General features: G+C 71.5%; 13 protein-coding genes. 8 read left to right on the top strand and 5 right to left on the bottom strand.

Annotated features, from left to right (window positions below):
* Positions 1-22 precede the first annotated feature (22 nt).
* Positions 23-979: a sterol desaturase family protein gene (locus GTY67_RS31630; RefSeq protein WP_093689249.1), complete on the bottom strand. Its 957-nt coding sequence runs from the start codon at positions 977-979 to the stop codon at positions 23-25.
* 611 nt (positions 980-1,590) lie between these two features.
* On the opposite strand from GTY67_RS31630, the gene GTY67_RS31625 reads away from it, so the two are divergent.
* Positions 1,591-2,796, top strand: a complete 1,206-nt coding sequence (locus GTY67_RS31625; RefSeq protein WP_161281297.1) for a cysteine desulfurase-like protein — start codon at positions 1,591-1,593, stop codon at positions 2,794-2,796.
* Positions 2,797-2,818: 22 nt separating this feature from the next.
* Here the strand turns inward: GTY67_RS31625 and GTY67_RS31620 are convergent, their stop codons facing one another.
* Positions 2,819-3,856 (bottom strand): MerR family transcriptional regulator, encoded by a 1,038-nt coding sequence (locus GTY67_RS31620; RefSeq protein WP_161281296.1) that lies wholly within the window; start codon positions 3,854-3,856, stop codon positions 2,819-2,821.
* Between the two features lie 178 nt (positions 3,857-4,034).
* Here GTY67_RS31620 and GTY67_RS31615 point away from each other — a divergent pair, with 178 nt between their 5' ends.
* Both GTY67_RS31615 and GTY67_RS31610 read left to right on the top strand, forming a co-directional pair.
* Positions 4,035-4,688, top strand: coding sequence for a sigma-70 family RNA polymerase sigma factor (locus GTY67_RS31615; RefSeq protein ID WP_161281295.1), 654 nt, complete (start codon positions 4,035-4,037; stop codon positions 4,686-4,688).
* An 80-nt stretch (positions 4,689-4,768) separates the two neighbouring features.
* Positions 4,769-5,320: a DUF4383 domain-containing protein gene (locus tag GTY67_RS31610; RefSeq protein ID WP_093689241.1), complete on the top strand. Its 552-nt coding sequence runs from the start codon at positions 4,769-4,771 to the stop codon at positions 5,318-5,320.
* A gap of 4 nt (positions 5,321-5,324) precedes the next feature.
* Here the strand turns inward: GTY67_RS31610 and GTY67_RS31605 are convergent, their stop codons facing one another.
* Positions 5,325-6,164, bottom strand: a complete 840-nt coding sequence (locus GTY67_RS31605) for a DUF1206 domain-containing protein (RefSeq protein ID WP_093689239.1) — start codon at positions 6,162-6,164, stop codon at positions 5,325-5,327.
* A 553-nt stretch (positions 6,165-6,717) separates the two neighbouring features.
* Here GTY67_RS31605 and GTY67_RS31600 point away from each other — a divergent pair.
* The 3 genes from GTY67_RS31600 (at position 6,718) to GTY67_RS31590 (ending at position 10,274) form a co-directional block, all read left to right on the top strand.
* The gene (locus GTY67_RS31600; protein ID WP_093689237.1) at positions 6,718-7,296 is read left to right on the top strand and encodes a fasciclin domain-containing protein; all 579 of its coding nucleotides are present in this window, start codon (positions 6,718-6,720) and stop codon (positions 7,294-7,296) included.
* Between the two features lie 107 nt (positions 7,297-7,403).
* The gene (locus GTY67_RS31595) at positions 7,404-7,919 is read left to right on the top strand and encodes a helix-turn-helix domain-containing protein (protein WP_161281294.1); all 516 of its coding nucleotides are present in this window, start codon (positions 7,404-7,406) and stop codon (positions 7,917-7,919) included.
* Positions 7,920-8,150: 231 nt separating this feature from the next.
* A complete protein-coding gene (locus GTY67_RS31590; RefSeq protein ID WP_161281293.1) occupies positions 8,151-10,274 on the top strand; it encodes an MMPL family transporter in 2,124 nt (707 codons plus the stop codon).
* Here GTY67_RS31590 and GTY67_RS31585 read toward each other — a convergent pair.
* Together GTY67_RS31585 and GTY67_RS31580 are read right to left on the bottom strand one after the other, a co-directional pair.
* A complete protein-coding gene (locus GTY67_RS31585) occupies positions 10,238-10,690 on the bottom strand; it encodes a hypothetical protein (RefSeq protein WP_202462413.1) in 453 nt (150 codons plus the stop codon). The two genes, GTY67_RS31590 and GTY67_RS31585, sit on opposite strands and share 37 nt — an antisense overlap.
* Complete coding sequence (locus GTY67_RS31580) at positions 10,687-11,217, bottom strand: DoxX family membrane protein (protein WP_161281292.1); 531 nt, start codon at positions 11,215-11,217, stop codon at positions 10,687-10,689. The genes GTY67_RS31585 and GTY67_RS31580 overlap by 4 nt, the downstream gene beginning before the upstream one ends.
* 249 nt (positions 11,218-11,466) lie before the next feature.
* Between GTY67_RS31580 and GTY67_RS31575 the strand changes: the two genes are divergently transcribed.
* Together GTY67_RS31575 and GTY67_RS31570 are read left to right on the top strand one after the other, a co-directional pair.
* Positions 11,467-13,482, top strand: coding sequence for an NADPH-dependent 2,4-dienoyl-CoA reductase (locus GTY67_RS31575; RefSeq protein ID WP_161281291.1), 2,016 nt, complete (start codon positions 11,467-11,469; stop codon positions 13,480-13,482).
* 60 nt (positions 13,483-13,542) lie between these two features.
* A complete protein-coding gene (locus tag GTY67_RS31570; protein WP_161281290.1) occupies positions 13,543-14,073 on the top strand; it encodes a PadR family transcriptional regulator in 531 nt (176 codons plus the stop codon).
* Positions 14,074-14,188: the final 115 nt, after the last annotated feature.

The following is a 14,188-nucleotide window of genomic DNA, read 5'->3' as shown; positions in this document are numbered from 1 at the left end:
CTCCTCAAGTCGTGGTGGAGCATCAGGTGTTGGCTGCCGGTCCGGCCGGGGTTTCCGGTTCCGGCCGGCGCCGCCACGGGTGCAGGAAGCCGGCGACGATCTCTCCGGTGCCGGGGAAGGAGGCCGGGTCGTGGAGGCCGACGGCGGCGGGTTCGCGGCCGGGGTGCCAGGTGAAGCTGCCGAAGAGGTGGTCCCAGCACGAGAGGTCGGAGCCGTAGTGACCGGCTTCGGACAGGTCGGTGCTGTGGTGCAGGCGGTGCTGTTCGGGGCTGGCCAGCAGATGGTTGAAGCGGCCGATGCGGACGTCGATGTTGGCGTGCACGAAATAGCCCTGGGCGACGACGAAGAGCCCGGTCACCAGCACGGCCGAGCGGGAGAATCCGGCCAGGGCCAGGGTCAGCTGGACGAGGCTCTGGGCGAGCACGATGTCCAGCACGTGGTTGACGCCGTTGTTGGCGACGTTGACCTTCTGCGGGACGTGGTGCACCCCGTGCAGCCGCCACAGGAGGGCGCTGGTGTGGCCGAGGCGGTGCACCAGGTAGCTGACGAGCGATCCGGCCAGCAGGGCGCCCGGGATCTCGGCCCAGAGGTGGTGGCCCCGCTCGTCGGCCGAGATCCACCCCACGGCGGCCGTGACCAGAAGTTGCGCCAGTCCACTTCCGGCCATGGTGAGCAGGAAGTAGATGCCGTACCAGCGCCACTCGTCCTTTCCCGGATGCCAGCTCCGGTCATAGGGAATCAGTTGTTCGAGAACGGCCAGATACACGAGAGTTCCGACGAGGAAAAGCGGGCTCACGATGGCCGGATCCCAGCGCAGGGCCAATGCTGACGCGCCGACAAGGACGACGGCCAGCAATAGGAGCGGATAGGCGACCGCACGGAGGACGGAAGCCAGGGAGATTCCGACCGGGCCCTTCCCGCCGTCCGAATATCCAACCGAATCGATCTCGCCATCGGCGGACCGTTCGCACTCGTCCATCCGCGACCCTCCACAGGAGATGTGATCTAGGAGAGAACATCGCATCGGTGCAGCTCAAGGGAGCCCGAGAAGTCGATGGGCACCTCGGGGTGCGAGCGGATCACTCATGCACCGACCAATTCCGGACACCCGGCTCCGGCGAAACGGACCGTGGCGTGAACCGATGCCCCCCAACTCCATCGGCCCAGATCATTCATTTCCGAATCCCACGGCTTTAACCACCACCTCGCCACCGAATTGACGGCCTCTTCACGGGCGTTCGCCGCGCACCACCGGTGAACACGTTTACCGGGGCGGGGAGAATGCGGGAAATCCTGCGCGACGGCTGCGTGAGTCAATTTGTACGAGGAATTTCCTCATAGGATCATCCCTGTGCCGTGTGACGGGCGCATGAATGCGCGCCGTGATGTGCGTGCGTACGCTGCGGCGCACTCCTGACCGGGGGCCGTGCGCCCGCGTACGGGGCGGTGTGAGGCGTCCTTTCACGGGTGGGGACACCCTGCGATGATCGGCGCCGAACCGCGCGCCCGCCCTCGGGCGGCGCTGCGGCGACGGACTGTCGGCGCCATGACCGTGACCCGGGCCGGGCGCCCACGAGCGAGGGAGTCTCCTTGAGTTACGACATCAGCACGGTGCGCGCGCAGTTTCCCGCCCTCCGGGCCGGTACGGCCCACTTCGACGGCCCCGGCGGCACACAGACCCCGGCGCCCGTCATCGCGGCCTTCACCGAGGCGCTGAGCCGGCCGCTGTCGATCCGGGGCGCCACGCTGCCCGGGGAGGTGCACGCGGAGACGATCGTCGGCGAGTTCAGACAGGCGCTGGCCGATCTGCTGGGGGCGGACCCGGGCGGGATCGTCCACGGACGCGGCTCCACCCAGCTCACGTACGACATCTCCCGCGTCCTGTCGAGGAGTTGGGCGCCGGGCGACGAGGTGGTGGTCAGCCGGCTGGACCACGACGCCAACATCCGCCCGTGGGTGCAGGCGGCCGAGCGGGCCGGCGCGGTGGTGCGGTGGGCGGAGTTCGACCCGGCCACCGGTGAGCTGCCCACGGAGGCCGTCGGCTCACTGCTGACCGAGCGGACCCGGCTGGTCGCGGTGACCGGGGCCTCCAACCTGATCGGCACCCGCCCCGATGTCACCGCGATCGGTGAGCTGGTCCACCGGGCCGGTGCCCTGTTCCACGTCGACGGGGTGCACCTGACGGCGCACGACTTCGTGGATGTGGAACGTCTCGGCGCCGACTTCTTCGTCTGCTCGCCGTACAAGTTCTTCGGCCCCCACCACGGTGTGCTCGCCGCCCGCCCGGAGCTGCTGGAGTCCCTGCGGCCCGACAAGCTGGTGCCGTCCAGCGACGCCGTCCCCGAGCGCTTCGAACTCGGCACCCTCCCCTACGAGTCGCTGGCGGCCACCCGCGCGGCCGTCGACTTCATCGCGGACCTGGGTTCCGGCGACGCGGCGGGCGGGCGGCGGGAGCGGCTGCGGTCCGCGTACGCGGCGATCGAGGCCCACGAGACCGCCCTGCTGGAGGTGGCCGAGAAGGCGCTCGGCGAGCTCGGCGGGGTGACGGTGCACTCCCGGGCGGCCGAGCGGACGCCCACGCTGCTGCTCACCTTCGAGGGCCGGGACGCCTCCGACGCGTACCGCTTCCTCGCCCGTTCCGGCGTCCACGCCCCGGCCGGTTCCTTCTACGCCCTGGAAGCCTCCCGCCACTTGGGCCTCGGCGACGCGGGCGGCCTGCGCGTGGGGCTGTCCCCGTACAACGACACGGACGATGTGGAGCGGCTGCTGACGGGGCTGGCGGACTTCCTGCGCTGAGGGGCGGGCGGTCCGCCGGAGGTCAGCGGCGGCTGATGGCCGCGAGGGCGTCCAACGCCTCGGCGAGACCGGACGGATGGCGGGCACCGGGCGGCAGCTGCCCGGCCCAGCCCGGTCCGGCGGCCAGCACGACCGGCCGCCGGCGGGCGCCCCGTACGCCCCACTCGATGGATTCCACCCGCGCCACCAGCGCACGGCTCGCGGTGGACCGGGACTGGGCCCAGAGCACGACGGCGGCGGGCCCGGTTCGCCGTACCGCCTCCTCCATCGCCTCCACCGGCAGGGCCGCGCCGAACATCCTTACCGGCAGCCCCTGTTGGGCCAGTCCGGCGGCGAGCGCCTCCAGGGCCAGCGTATGACTCTCGCCCGGGGTGCAGGCCAGGAGCGAGACCCCGGAGCCGGCCGCGGGCGCGCGCTGCGACGCGGCCCTGCGCAGTGCGCTGGAGACGTGCCAGGACAGGAGGTGTTCGACCTCGACGTACCGCTCCCCCGCCGTCTCCCATTTACGGCCGACGGCGTGCAGCGTCGGCATGATGACCGACTCCCAGGCGGCGAGCAGCCCGTGCCGGTCGATCGCCTCGGCCAGCAGTTCGTCCATGGCCTGCGCGTCGAGGCGGACGGCCGCCCTGGCGAGGCCTCGGCACTCCCGGCGGGCCCGGCCGATCGGGAGCGCCCCGGGGGCGCGGGAGGCGGGGTGCCCGTCGGGGCTCTTCCGCTCGCCTCGGGGGTTCCGCCCGTCGCGGGTCTCCTGCTCGCTACCGCTCTTGTGCTCTTCCGGTCGTGCGGGGGCCTCCTGGGAGGCGCTCGCCAGGGCCGCGCGGGCGGCTTCGGCCGGGGGCAGTCCCGCGTTCGTCAGGCCGCACATGCACTCCAGCAGCCGAATGTCGGCCGCCGTCCACCGCCGGTGGCGGCCGCCCTCGCGGGAGGCCGGGCCGATTCCGTAACGGCGGTCCCACGAGCGCAGCGTCGTCGGCGCCACCCCCAGCAGCCGGGCCACCGCCCCGGTGGTCAGGCCACCGACGGCGGGGTCTCTGGTGAGCGTGGAGACCGCATCGTCCATACGGCCCACCATACGACGCAGAAACGATGCATGTTGCCCGGTGCGGCACCGCCCGGTTGCCTGGTGATCAGCGGGGCCACGGGGGTGCCCGGAAGACGGCCCGCCCTGCGCGGCATCCCGCGTCGGCCGTCGCGGTTCGAGCAGCGGACGTGCGGCGCAGCGGAGAGGACGGACGGACATGACGGCACTCCTGAGCCCGGTCGGCACGGTGGCCGCGCTGCCCGCCCCGGCCGGGAACCGGCACGAGGACCGGGCCGGGAATCCGTCCGACGACCGGGTGGAGTCGGAACGGCTGGCCGCCGGCTTCGTACGCGGCGACGAGGACAGCTTCGCGCTGGTGTACCGCCGCTGGGGTGCCCTGGTGTACTCGCTGGCCGCCCGGTCCCTGGGGGATGCCCGGGAGGCCGAGGACGTGGCGCAGCAGACCTTCCTCGCCGCGTGGCGCGGCCGCCACGGCTACCACGCGGTGCGCGGCCCCCTTCCGGGCTGGCTGGTCGGCATCGCCCGCCGCAAGATCGCCGACGCGCATGCGGCCCGTTCCCGGCGTACGGAGCTGGCCGCCGCCCACGCGGCGCGCGAGGGGTCCGGCGCCCCCGGAACGGCCGAGCGGCCGGAGGCGGCGCTGGACCGTGTGCTCGTGACGCAGGAGCTGCGCAAGCTGCCCCCGGTCCAGCGGCACATCCTCTGCCTGGCGTTCTTCGACGACCTCACCCATGTCCAGATCGCCGAGCGGACCGGCCTGCCGCTGGGCACAGTGAAGAGTCACGCCCGGCGCGCGATATTGCGCATCCGGCGCTCCGTCGCGGAGGGCTGTCCCGACGGAGTGGCGTGACGGGAGGGGGGCCGCAGGAAGAGGGGGCGGACGATCAGGGCCCGCCCGGGCCCCGCACCAGCCACCGACAGGAGACGGCAATGAAACTGAGCGACGAACTCCCCGTGGACCACCGGCTCGCGACCGTGTACCGGATCGGAGCGGGGCTCTGCGGAGTCATCCTTCTGGTCTTCGGCATCCTCGGCTTCACCAACCAGCTCGGCTTCTTCGACACCAGCGGCTCCCAGGTGGCCGGGCTCTCCACCAACGGCCTGCTGAGCCTGATCTCCGTCGTCGTCGGTTCGGTGCTCATCGCCGGGGCGGCGATCGGCGGGAACGTCGCGTCGATGGTGAACATGACGGTCGGTTCACTCTTCCTGCTGAGCGGGTTCGTCCACATCTTCATCCTGGACAAGGGCGCCAACATCCTGGACTTCGGCATGTCCAACGTGATCTTCAGCTTCGTGATGGGGCTGCTGATCCTGACGTTCGGGATGTACGGCCGGGTCACCGGCGGGCTGCCGCACGACAATCCGTACTGGCGCGGCAGGCACCCCGAGCAGGCCGCCCGTGAGGACGCGGCCCGCCGGGGTGCGACGGCTGCCGGACCGCCCCGGGTCACCGGGGGCGGCGCCGGTCAGACCTGGCGCTAGCCCGTCAGACCTTGCGGTAGCGGGCGTTGAACCAGGAGAAGACGCCGAAGGCGACCAGGCCGAGGGCGATGACCACCAGGAGCCACGGACCGACGGGGGTATCGGTGAAGGAGCGCAGGGTGTCGTCCATCCCCTTGGACTGATCGGGGTTGTGCTTGACCGCCGCGGCGACGGCGAAGCCGCCCGCGGTGGCGAAGACGGCACCGCGCGCCGAGCCGCCGAACACCCCGGTGAAGTCGACCGCGCGGCGCACCTTCTGCGACATCTCCGCCATCTTCAGGTGCTTGTGGTACTTCCGCATGATGGCCCGGACCGCGATCCAGATACCGGCACAGGCGATCGCCACGCCTCCGATGCCGACGATCCACTGGCCACCGGGCCAGCCCAGCACCTTGGCGGTGACGTCCTGGGACTGCTGGTCGGACGAGCCGCCACCGCTGCCCGAGTCACCCGCGGCGAAGGAGAGGACGGAGTAGGCGACGAAGCTGTAGAAGACGAACCGTCCCCCGGCCATCGCCCGCTTGGTGGGCTTGTCGCCGTCGGGACCCGCCGAGCCGAAGAAGGCCTCGGACAGCCGCCAGAGCGCCATGCCCACCAGGGCTATGCCCAGCAGCCACAACACGACCTTGCCGAACGGCTTCTCGGCTATCTCCGCGATCGCGCCGCCCCGGTCCGCCTGCTTGCCGCCTCCGGAGAGCGCGATCTGCAGGGCGAGGGCGCCCACGAGGACGTAGATGACTCCGCGGGCGCCGAACCCGGCACGGGCTCCGACCTCCACCGCAGTGCTGTTGGCGGCTCGCCTTGCCTGGCCGCGCCCCTGAGCTGCTACTGAACGGGTATTCATGTCATGCCGGTTGCCCCGGTCCGGCGGATCAACTCCTGCCGGGAGGGGGCGGGCGACGGGAGCAGGACCGTGTACGCCACTTCGGGGCGCATTCACGGAATGCGCCCCGGAAAGGGAAGGAAATGCGCGCGGCACAGAAAAATCGATCCGCACACCTTTTATTCATATGCGCGAACGATTAACCTCACGGCTGACCACCAGCCGATCGATCAGCGGCTTCCCGCACCAGAGGTCAATTGATTCTCCTTACGGCAGGGCGTACTCCCGTATCCACCCTGCGACACGCCGTCCCGCCGGTCCTGCCGCGTCGGTTCTGCGTCGAAACCGGGCACAACCGCACGTGGGGCGGGTGTCGGGGGCCGAGGCGACGACAGCAGGGGCTCTCCCCCGACCCTCCCTTCACACAGTTTTCCGTCTCGGAAAATTGCCTACCGAATTCCCTTTTCGGGGCTCCGCATTTGACCCGGAACTCCTTCTATGGGCTACTGGATCTACGGCACTCCATGGCCGTACGGCGTGAATATCTCACCCCCCACCCGCCGGAGGAGACATCATGACCATCACCCGCCTTCAGCGCACCGCCGCGGCCGCCGCCGCTCTCGCCTTTCCCGCCTCCATGGCGTTCTTCGCGCCGCAGGCACAGGCGCAGGCTCCGGCGGAACCGTTCGGTCCGGCTTGCGCCTCCGTCCCCAAGGAGGGGGCGGGCAGCCTTGAGGGCATGGCGAAGGATCCGGTCGCCACCGCCGCCTCCAACAACCCCGAACTCTCCACCCTGGTCAGCGCGATACAGAAGGCCGGCCTGGTGGACACGCTCAACAACGCCGAGAACATCACGGTGTTCGCGCCGACGAACGACGCCTTCGAGAAGATCCCGCAGGCCGACCTCAACGCGCTCCTCAACGACAAGGAGGAGCTCACCAAGGTGCTGACGTACCACGTGGTGGACGAGAAGCTGACGACGAAGCAGCTGGAGGACGGCACCTACAAGACCCTTCAGGGCACCGATCTCACGGTGAAGGGGTCCGGTTCCGACTTCACGGTGAACGACTCCTCGAAGATCGTCTGTGGCAATGTGCCGACGGCCAACGCCACGGTCAACCTGGTCGACACGGTGCTCATGCCGACGTCATGACCGCGGCCGGGCCGCCGGTGTGACGGCGCCCACGGGACATGGCCGGTGCCCGGACCTGGTGACGGTCCGGGCACCGGCCACGGCCATGGGTTCTATACGCTGAGTACGTGACCAGCGCTGACAGCCGACCGACCCGGAGCGGCGCCTCGGACCCCGCCGCGGCCCCGGACCCCGGACCCGCGACCGGTCTCCAGGCGTTCGCGGTGGAGCTCCGCCGGATGAACGGCGAGATCAACCGGATGACCCACGGCTTCGCGGCTCACCAGCAGCTCCACCCCACGGATGTCACCGCCCTGGCGGCCATCCTCGATGCCCCCGCCCCCCTCACCCCGGGCGCGCTGCGCGAGCATCTGGGGCTCACGTCGGGCGCGGTGACCGCCTGCCTCGACCGGCTGGAGCGGGCCGGCCACATCCGGCGGGCCCGCGAGAGCGCCGATCGCCGGGTGGTGCACATCCACTACGAGGCGAGCGCCCGGATGGCCGCCCGCGACTACTTCATGCCGCTCGCCGAGGCCACGGCCCGGGCGCGGGCACGCTTCAGCGAGGCGGAACTCACGACCGTTCTGCGCTTCCTCGCGGCGATGAACGAGGAGCTGTCCGAGGCTTCCGCGGCGCGCCGCTGAGCCCCTTCGGCACGCCGCCCGGGTCCCCTCCGGCGCGTCACTGAGCGCGTCGCCGAGATTTTCCGCCGCCGGGTGCATCCATGAGGGGATGGCCCGCCGAAGCCCTCCCCGTACGCTCCCGACCGGCACCCCCCGAAGGGGCCGGACCGTTCCCACCGCAGCCCTCCGCTAATGTATTTCAACGATTGAGATTGTTCATCGTTGAGGCACTTCTCGCACCCCGGGAGAGGCATGTTCACCCCTGCACGGTCGGCCCGCCGGCTGATCCCCGTCGTCCTGCTGATCGCCTGGCTCGGTATCGGCGGCGGGCTCGGTCCGTACGCGGGCAAGCTCGGCGAGGTCGCCACCAACGATCAGGCGTCCTTCCTGCCCCAGAACGCCGAGTCCACTCAAGTCATCGACGCGCAGAAGGCGTTCCAGCAGAACGAGAGCCTCCCGGTCATCCTCGTATGGACGTCGAAGACCGAGGGCACCCCGGTGAGCGCGGCCCAGCGGGAAACGGCCACCGGCGCCCTGGCCTCGCTCTCGGGCACCGAGGGCGTCGTGGGGAAGGCCTCCCCCGCGCTGCCTTCCGAGGACGGCCTCGCGCTCCAGGGCATCGTGCAGCTGAGCCCCGACCTGGGGGACGAGCTGCCGACGGTGCTGGCGGAGGTCGAGAAGGCCGGTGCGGGCGTACCGGACACGACCGTGCAGCTCGCGGGTCCCGCCGCGAGTCAGGCCGATCTCTCCGACGCCTTCGCGGGCATCGACGGGCTGCTCCTCGGGGTGGCCCTGATCACCGTGCTGGTCATCCTGCTGCTGGTGTACCGGAGTGTGCTGCTGCCCTTCCTGATCATCCTGGGTGCGGTGTTCGCCCTGGGGCTGGCCTGCGCGATCGTCTATGTGCTGGCCGACCACGACATCGTCCGGGTGGACGGCCAGGTGCAGGGCATCCTGTCGATCCTGGTGATCGGCGCCGCGACGGACTACGCGCTGCTGCTGACCGCCCGGTTCCGGGAGGAACTCGCCGTCCAGGGCGACCGGTTCGCCGCGATGCGGGTCGCGCTGCGCGAGTCCTTCGGCCCGATCACGGCCAGCGCCGCGACGGTGGCCGTGGGCCTGCTCGCCCTGCTGCTCAGCGACCTCACCAACAACCGGGCGCTCGGTCCGGTGGGCGCGATCGGCATCGTCTGCTCGGTCCTGAGCGCGCTCACCTTCCTGCCCGCCGCCCTGGTGCTGCTGGGCCGCAGGGCGTACTGGCCGGCGAAGCCCCGGCCGGCCGAGGACGGGACCGGCGGCCACGGCATCTGGAGCAAGGTCGCCGCGCTGGTCGACCGGGCGCCCCGCAAGGTCTGGGCGATCACGCTGGCCGCCCTGATCGCCTGTGCCGCCTTCGCCCCCACGCTCACCTCCAAGGGCGTGCCGCTGGACGAGATCTTCGTCAACGACGCCCCGTCCGTGGCCGCCCAGCAGACGCTGGGCGAGCACTTCCCCGGCGGCTCCGGCAACCCGGCGGTGATCATCGCTGCGGCCGACAGGCTGGACGAGGTGAGCGAGGCCGCGACCCGTACCGACGGGGTGGCCTCGGTCGCGCCGGTGAGCGAGGGCGGGCGGCCCGGCGGCGAACCGCTGGTCGTCGACGGCAAGGTCCGGATCGACGCGACCCTCAAGGACGCGGCCGACAGCGACGCCGCCAAGGCGACGGTCGCCGCCCTGCGCGAGGCGGTGCACACGGTGCCGGGCTCGGACGCCCTGGTCGGCGGCTACACGGCGCAGCAGTACGACACCCAGCGCACGGCCGAGGACGACCGCACGCTGATCGTGCCGGTGGTGCTGGCGATCATCCTGGTGATCCTGGTCTTCCTGCTGCGGTCGCTGCTGATGCCGGTGCTGCTGGTGACCACGGTCGCGCTGAACTTCCTGGCCACGCTGGGGATCTCGTCGCTGGTCTTCACCCATGTGTTCGGCTTCAGCGGTACGGATTCCTCGGTGCCGCTGTACGGGTTCGTGTTCCTGGTCGCCCTCGGCGTCGACTACAACATCTTCCTGATGTCCCGGGTCCGCGAGGAGTCCCTGCGGCACGGCACCCGGGAGGGCATCCTGCGCGGGCTGACCACGACCGGCGGGGTCATCACGTCGGCCGGTGTCGTCCTCGCGGCCACGTTCGCCGCCCTGGGCGTCATCCCGCTGGCGTTCCTCGTCCAGATCGCCTTCATCGTCGCCTTCGGTGTCCTGCTGGACACCCTGGTCGTCCGCTCGCTCCTCGTCCCGGCGCTGGTGCGGGACATCGGGCCGAAAGCCTGGTGGCCGGGTGCGCTGAGCCGCGAGAGCGGGGACGGTCAGCGCGGGGCGACGCCGGGGGCCGCGGGCCGGTAGGCGCACAGCGCCCAGATCACGAAGATGTCCAGCCCGATCATGAGCACCGACCAGACCGGCGCGTACGGCAGGAAGAGGAACTGCGCGAACAGGGCGAGGGAGGCGATGACGACACCGGCCACCCGGGCCCATCCGGCGCCCTTGAGGAGCCCGGCACCGGTGATCGCGGCACAGACGCCGACCACCAGGTGGATCCAGCCCCAGCTGGTGAGGCTGAACCGGTAGAGGTAGTCGCCGACGGTGCCGTAGACGTCGCTGTCGCCCAGGGCCGCGATGCCTTGCAGCGCCGCGACGACGCCCTGGCAGAGCATCAGCACCCCGGCGAACAGCACTCCTCCGGTGACCCAGGCGCTCCCCGGGTCGGGCACCGGAGGGGGGCCGGAGGAACCGTCGTAGAGGCGCGGGTCCTCGCTCATCGCCCCGTCTCCTGCTCCCCGCCCGCCTGCCCCTTGGCCCGCTTGCCGACCACCGCGACGGCGGCGGCCGCGCTGCCCGCGAAGGCGAGGGCGACCATCCAGGGCCGGTCGAAGATGTGGCAGGTGACGTGGTCCACGGAGTAGCGGCCGGGGCCGGTCAGGCCGACGGCGGCCGCGGTGAAGCCGAGGAACGCCGGGTACTCGTAGCCGCCGCCCTGCGCGAAGAAGCCCGCGGGCGCGTGCACGGCCACCGCACCGGCCATCGCCCCGGCGGCCGCGGCACCGGCGGCGGGGGTGGCGAGCCCGAGGGCCAGCAGCACCCCGCCGCCCGCCTCACCGAGTCCGGCGGCCACGGCGCTGTGCTTGGGCGGATGAAAGCCCATGGCCTCCATCGCGGCCGTGGTGCCCTGGATACCTCCGCCGCCGAACCATCCGGCCAGCTTCTGGCTGCCGTGGGCGGCGAGCACCGCGCCGGTACCGACGCGCAGGGCGAGCAGGCCGAGATCACGCCGGTTGACGCTGACCATGGGGACTCCCGGGATGAGGGGACGCGCTGTGGATCCCACTCTCGTCGGCCGGTGCCGGGCGGGCCCGGCCGAGTACGCCGTACGTGGCACGGGCCGGGCGCCGCAAGGCCGGGCGGAGACCGGGCATGCGATGCAGATCATTGTGCAACTTGTTGCATAAGTGGCTCGCGGTGGTCTACAACTGACGCGACGCCCCCATGCCGAGAGACCCGGATGAGGACGCGACGACCCTGTGCGGAGGAGACCCGGATGAGCCTGTACCCGACCTTGCTGAGCCCGCTGGACCTCGGGTTCACCACCCTCCCCAACCGGGTCCTCATGGGGTCGATGCACATCGGCCTGGAGGAGGCCGAGCGCGGCTTCGAGCGGATGGCGGCCTTCTACGCCGAGCGCGCCCGGGGCGGCGTCGGCCTGATGGTCACCGGCGGCATCGCCCCCAGCGAGCGGGCCTGCTCCTTCCCCGGCGGGGCGAAGATGACGACCGAGGCCGAGGCGGAGCAGCACCGCGAGATCACCTCGGCGGTGCACGCGGCGGGCGGCCGGATCGCGATGCAGATCCTGCACTTCGGCCGGTACGCACACCACCCGGACCTGGTGGCACCGAGCGCGCTCAAGGCCCCCATCAGCGGGTTCACCCCGAACGCCCTGACGGACGAGGAGGTCGAGGAGACCATCGAGGAGTTCGTCCGGGCGGCGGAGCTGGCGCGGCTCGCCGGGTACGACGGCGTCGAGATCATGGGCTCCGAGGGCTACCTGATCAACGAGTTCATCGTCTCCGCCACCAACCACCGCACCGACCGCTGGGGCGGCTCGTACGAGAACCGCATCCGGTTCCCCGTCGAGATCGTGCGCCGGGTACGCGAGCGGGTCGGCAGCGACTTCATCCTGATCTACCGGCTCTCCATGCTGGACCTGGTGCCGGGCGGCTCCACGCTGGAGGAGGTCGTGACGCTGGCCAGGGAGATCGAGGCGGCGGGCGCGACGATCATCAACACCGGCATCGGCTGGCACGAGGCGCGCATCCCCACCATCGCCACCTCCGTGCCCCGCGCGGCCTTCACCTGGGTGACCGAGAAGGTGCGCGGGGCCGTCTCCGTACCGCTGGTGACGAGCAACCGCATCAACACCCCCGAGGTCGCCGAGGAGGTCCTCGCCTCGGGCCGGGCGGACATGGTCTCGATGGCGCGGCCCTTCCTCGCCGACCCGGAGTTCGTCGCCAAGGCGGCGGCGGGCCGGGCGGACGCGATCAACACCTGCATCGGCTGCAACCAGGCCTGCCTGGACCACGTCTTCAGCCTCCAGATCACCTCCTGCCTGGTCAATCCGCGCGCGTGCCACGAAACGGAGCTGGTCCTGAGCCCCACCCGGACCCGTAAACGCGTCGCCGTGGTCGGTGCCGGTCCGGCGGGTCTGGCGTGCTCGGTGACGGCGGCCGAGCGGGGTCACGCGGTGACGCTGTTCGACTCGGCGGACGAGATCGGCGGGCAGCTGAACGTGGCCCGCCGGGTGCCGGGCAAGGAGGAGTTCAACGAGACCCTGCGCTACTTCCGTACGCGACTGGCCGAGCTGGACGTCGAGGTGCGCCTCTCCACCCGGGCGGACGCCGGAACGCTGGACGGCTTCGACGAGATCGTGCTCGCCACCGGGGTGGAGCCGCGCACCCCCGCGATCCCCGGTACCGACCACCCGAACGTGGTCAGCTACCTGGACGTGCTGCGCGACGGGGCCCCGGTCGGCGACCGGGTCGCGATCGTGGGCGCGGGCGGCATCGGCTTCGACGTCGCGGAGTTCCTCACCGACAGCGGTGACGCGGCGAGCCTGGACGCGGACACCTTCTTCCGGCAGTGGGGCGTGGACACGGCCTACCAGGAGCGCGGCGGCCTGCGGGCCCCCGAGCGCCCCAAGACCCCCCGTACCGTCCACCTGATCCAGCGCAAGACCACGAAGGTCGGCGCGGGCCTCGGCAAGACGACGGGCTGGATCCACCGCACCGAACTGCGTCACCGGGGCGTCGAGATGATCGCGGGCGCCTCCTACGACCTGATCGACGACGAGGGCCTGCACCTCACGGTCGACGGCGAGCGGCGGGTGCTGGAGGTGGACACCGTGGTGCTCTGCGCGGGCCAGGAACCGCGCCGCGAGCTGTACGAGGAGCTGCGCGCGGCGGGCGGCCCGGTCCATCTGATCGGCGGCGCGGACGTGGCGGCCGAGCTGGACGCGAAGCGGGCGATCCGCCAGGGCACGGAGCTGGCCGCGGCGCTGTAGGTCGCGTCCCGCTGTGAGCTCGTCCTGTCCCGCTGTGAGCTCGTCCTTAGGATGCACGTCATGTCACTGCCGCACGCGATTCTCACCGCTCTGCTGGAGAAGCCGTCCTCGGGCCTGGAGCTGACCCGCAGGTTCGACCGGTCGATCGGCTACTTCTGGTCCTCCACGCACCAGCAGATCTATCGCGAGCTGGGAAAACTGGAGCAGGCGGGACGGATCAGGGCGCTGCCCACGGCGGCTCCGGCCCGGGGCCAGAAGAAGGAGTACGAGGTCCTGCCCGCGGGCCGCGAGGAGCTGGCGGCCTGGGTGGCGCTCCCCGAGGACCCGCGCCCGGTCCGCGATCCGCTGCTGCTGCGGATGCGGGCGGCGGCGGTCGTCGGGGTGAACGGGATGGGGGCGGAGCTGCGCCGCCATCTTTCCCTGCACGAGCGGCAGTTGGCGGAGTACCGGGAGATCGAGGAGCGGGACTTCACCCCCGCGCCCGAGGCCGATGCGGACCGGCTGCGCCACCTGGTGCTGCGCGGCGGCATCGACTTGGAGACGTTCTGGATCGACTGGCTGACCCGCGCCATCGGCGACCTGGACGACTGAGGGTTACGTACGAGGTGGGGCCGACGGCCTGCGGCACGGGTGGGGCCGAGGGCCACCCTTGACGGCGGCGGCCGCTCGTCACGGGTGGGGCATGGGGCTGCTCGCTACGGGGGCG

Origin of the sequence: Streptomyces sp. SID8374 (assembly GCF_009865135.1) — a bacterium.
Classification (GTDB): domain Bacteria; phylum Actinomycetota; class Actinomycetes; order Streptomycetales; family Streptomycetaceae; genus Streptomyces.
The sequence above is the reverse complement of the archived record's forward strand: the minus strand, read 5'-3'. Positions and strand labels throughout refer to the sequence as shown.

Coding starts and splice junctions, on each gene's coding strand:
- GTY67_RS31575 (WP_161281291.1), top strand. CDS start 11,467: ATGAGCCTGTACCCGACCTTGCTGAGCCCGCTGGACCTCGGGTTCACC.
- GTY67_RS31605 (WP_093689239.1), bottom strand. CDS start 6,164: ATGAATACCCGTTCAGTAGCAGCTCAGGGGCGCGGCCAGGCAAGGCGA.
- GTY67_RS31585 (WP_202462413.1), bottom strand. CDS start 10,690: ATGAGCGAGGACCCGCGCCTCTACGACGGTTCCTCCGGCCCCCCTCCG.
- GTY67_RS31610 (WP_093689241.1), top strand. CDS start 4,769: ATGAAACTGAGCGACGAACTCCCCGTGGACCACCGGCTCGCGACCGTG.
- GTY67_RS31600 (WP_093689237.1), top strand. CDS start 6,718: ATGACCATCACCCGCCTTCAGCGCACCGCCGCGGCCGCCGCCGCTCTC.
- GTY67_RS31590 (WP_161281293.1), top strand. CDS start 8,151: ATGTTCACCCCTGCACGGTCGGCCCGCCGGCTGATCCCCGTCGTCCTG.
- GTY67_RS31630 (WP_093689249.1), bottom strand. CDS start 979: ATGGACGAGTGCGAACGGTCCGCCGATGGCGAGATCGATTCGGTTGGA.
- GTY67_RS31620 (WP_161281296.1), bottom strand. CDS start 3,856: ATGGACGATGCGGTCTCCACGCTCACCAGAGACCCCGCCGTCGGTGGC.
- GTY67_RS31570 (WP_161281290.1), top strand. CDS start 13,543: ATGTCACTGCCGCACGCGATTCTCACCGCTCTGCTGGAGAAGCCGTCC.
- GTY67_RS31580 (WP_161281292.1), bottom strand. CDS start 11,217: ATGGTCAGCGTCAACCGGCGTGATCTCGGCCTGCTCGCCCTGCGCGTC.
- GTY67_RS31615 (WP_161281295.1), top strand. CDS start 4,035: ATGACGGCACTCCTGAGCCCGGTCGGCACGGTGGCCGCGCTGCCCGCC.